Consider the following 3,113-nt stretch of genomic DNA (forward strand, 5'->3'; position numbering starts at 1 on the left):
ACCCCTGCATCATACCAAGAGGGCTTTTTTTGATCAAGTCCCCGGAAAAGCTCCTAACGGGAATGCTCCTTTAATATATAAAAACCCGTCCCTACATATAGGGACGGGTTTGTGCCCGCGCTACCACCCTTATTCCGCATATGTAAAAATCATGCGGCTCTCCATCACGTACAATCATACGCATTCCATTATAACGGTGGACAACCCGTCAAAGCTTACTATGTTTCAGCTTTGCATCTCAGAGATGATCTTCGGATAAGGCCTGGACATCGGCTTTCACCAAACGCCGACTCTCTGTAGAACAGGGATCCTATCTTACTCTTCTCGTCATTGATTTTTATTATTTGAAAATAATTTAGCAGAGTAAAACTGAAATGTCAATATTTTTAGAGTTTATGCTCTTTTTGCAAAAAAAGATCTCTGATCTTCGTGTGAGCACAGGAATATTCCTGCTTATTAACTATGATGTGTCCGTGAAAAACTATATTAAAGCTCCAAGAGAATCAAGGAGATTTTCCAAGAGTGCTTGAAACGAGAATTCCTTTAGTTTCAAAAGCGGCGGATGTTACATATTTTGATGCGAACGGAGCCAACACGCTCGGACAAAAATAGGGTTCGTCAGTCTCGAGTTTGCTTGAATCATTTAAGAATGTAACGGAGGAGTTTCTATCTGTCATCGCTTAACTTACGACAGAAGTGTTTGAGATTCTATTTTTTTGGTGTTTTTATGACATAATTCGACAGAATTTTTGGTACCGTCAAGAATTTTGTGTAATGTAATGGGGTAGGGTTTCTCTGAATTCAATTTTAGACATAGGTAGGGTTATTAAAAATCATTTCAATATCATAGATAAATCCAATTTATCTCTATTTGGATTTGAATTCTACAACCCAAGTGTCAAATGAAATTAGTATACTATACCAAAGTGTTCCGAAGCACAACGATGACAAGTGCTTTTATCAAATCGATGTTCTGCTGCTACCCTTTTTCCGCAAAACTGACATTTTCGATATTGCCTTTTTCTAGAGTTGATGGTCTTCATCAATAACTCAAGTATTTCCTCTTTCATTTCTTCTTCCTCAAGACTTCTTAAACTATCGAGCGGAGTGGAGTATTTTGGATAAATAGAAGGATAAGGAGCGGGCATGTACCCATCCCATTGAGTCGCTTCAAACCCGAATTCCATTTCCTCTGTTGTTTTACGCACATAAACTTCGATTTCTGGGTCATATTCAGGATTGTCGAGTTTGAAATAAAGGGTTGTCTTATAAACTGGATCTGAGTCAAACTGGAAAAAGCTGAATTGTTCATTAATCCATTTCAATACCTTATCTTTATCTTTTGTGTTATGTTTCATGTTTTACTCCCCTAGTCAATTTTCTATTGGATTTTATGCCTGAGTAGCCGTTCGGTCGCCCAAACAGAAAGCGAATTACGATGGTGTTCTTCTTATTGACTCCGGATGTTTTATTCTATTTTCTTAATGGCGCCAGCGACATCATAGTCCAAAGGGTCTAATTCTGTTGGTTTTCCGAGTACGAGCTTTGCCAGTTCAGAACCTAAGTAAGGACCAGCTGTCAGTCCGGATGCGCCTAATCCGTTGGCCACATAGATGCCTTCGAAACCTGGAAGCGCTCCAAAGACCGGAAGAAACCCAGGAGTGTATGGACGAAAACCAACTCTTGTTTCAAGATGAGTACAATTCGCCAGCCCTGGAGCTACGGTTAAAGCTTTGTCTAAAACTTCATGCAATCCACCAGCCGTTACTCTGCAATCGAAGCCAACCTCATCTTCATGAGTGGCTCCGATGACAATACGGCCATCTTTAAAGGCAAGGAGATATTGATTATTTGGCGGCATGACAACGGGCCAATTGTCTGTATCCTGTTCTGGTCTTTCAAGGTGAACGATTTGCGCTTTTTGCGGCACCACTAAAAATTCAATGCCTAACGGTAGAAGCAGCTCTTTTGACCACGCACCAGCCGTTGCAATGACGGCATCTCCTACATATTGTCTTCCTTCTACTTCGACACCGATTACTTGTGCACCTTTATGGATAAGTTTTGCGTTTCCTTTGATATAAGCAGCTCCAAGCTTTTGCGCTGCCCGAACTAAGGAGTTGCGAAGTGCTCTTCCATTGACGCGAGCGGCGCCACTGACATGAATGGAGCTATACTCCTCTGCCAATGGCGGAAATAGTGCTTTTGTTTCCTCGGGAGACAATCGCGTAATTTCGCCTATTTCTGGTGCGTCCTCACGACGTTGTAATACTCTTTCCTTGATCTTTTGAAGCTTCTCTTCATCTGTATGAAGACAGATTGCTCCTACACGCTCATATCCCGTTTCCGTTTCACCATAGAATTTCAGTTCTTTGATTAAAGCGGGATAAAATCTCGCTCCGCCTTTCGCTAAACGATACCAACGCTTATTTCGACGCTGGGAAACCCATGGACAAACAATTCCAGCCGCAGCATCTGTTGCTTGGCCTTTGTCACCTCTGTCTATTAGCGTTACAGCAGCTCCTTCTTTTGCCAAGTGATAAGCGGTAGACGCTCCTAAAATTCCGCCTCCAACGATGATGTATGATTTCATAAAAAACACCTTTTCTATTTTTTCTTTTTCCATCATTAGAATAGCACATGATGAAGCGTTTGCGAAAAGAAGTAAGAGTTCATTTCTAAGGGGATCGTTCCCGGGTTAATTCTGCACTTTTTCACCGAAGCAGCAGGAGTATTCGGCAACGCCACAGGCGGCAGACGAGGCGCTCATTTTCTGGGCATTTGCCAACGGAATTTTAATCTCTTTCTTACCAGCGCTCTTGCTCCCAGTCCTTGGCTCGTTTGGGTTTGAAGGGACGACGTTCGGAGATTCGGATTTTGAGATTTTGTTGGGATATTTAATTAAACTATTTTTGTAACCAGCTTCGTGTGCTTGATGCAAGAAGCTGGTTTCATGAACGCTTTGCCCGCGAACGCATTCCCGCTTTGATGGAGGTGTTGGAGTGGGTTCAAGATTTAGATAAAGAAATTATGGAAGAACAGCAGCTCTGAGGAGTAAAAATTCTTCGAGATAAATTGAACTTCTAGCCCCCAAATTTTGATAAATATGCGAT

General features: G+C 41.9%; 3 protein-coding genes, 1 pseudogene and 1 other annotated feature. Of the genes and pseudogenes, 2 read left to right on the forward strand and 2 right to left on the reverse strand.

Annotated features, from left to right (window positions below; all coding sequences use genetic code 11):
- Positions 1–96 precede the first annotated feature (96 nt).
- Positions 97–340, reverse strand: a binding site (T-box leader).
- A gap of 568 nt (positions 341–908) precedes the next feature.
- The gene (locus tag DCC82_RS09055) at positions 909–1,358 is read right to left on the reverse strand and encodes a hypothetical protein (RefSeq protein ID WP_097354432.1); all 450 of its coding nucleotides are present in this window, start codon (positions 1,356–1,358) and stop codon (positions 909–911) included.
- Between the two features lie 110 nt (positions 1,359–1,468).
- Positions 1,469–2,593 (reverse strand): NAD(P)/FAD-dependent oxidoreductase, encoded by a 1,125-nt coding sequence (locus DCC82_RS09060; RefSeq protein ID WP_097354937.1) that lies wholly within the window; start codon positions 2,591–2,593, stop codon positions 1,469–1,471.
- Between the two features lie 87 nt (positions 2,594–2,680).
- Here DCC82_RS09060 and DCC82_RS09065 point away from each other — a divergent pair.
- Positions 2,681–2,918, forward strand: a pseudogene (locus DCC82_RS09065) (PTS transporter subunit IIC); the annotation flags it as partial.
- 10 nt (positions 2,919–2,928) lie between these two features.
- The gene (locus tag DCC82_RS18545; protein ID WP_286171362.1) at positions 2,929–3,051 is read left to right on the forward strand and encodes a hypothetical protein; all 123 of its coding nucleotides are present in this window, start codon (positions 2,929–2,931) and stop codon (positions 3,049–3,051) included.
- Positions 3,052–3,113: the final 62 nt, after the last annotated feature.

It is taken from the genome of Geobacillus sp. LYN3 (assembly GCF_003064505.1).
In the GTDB taxonomy this organism is placed as follows: Bacteria; Bacillota; Bacilli; order Bacillales; family Anoxybacillaceae; genus Parageobacillus_B; species Parageobacillus_B toebii.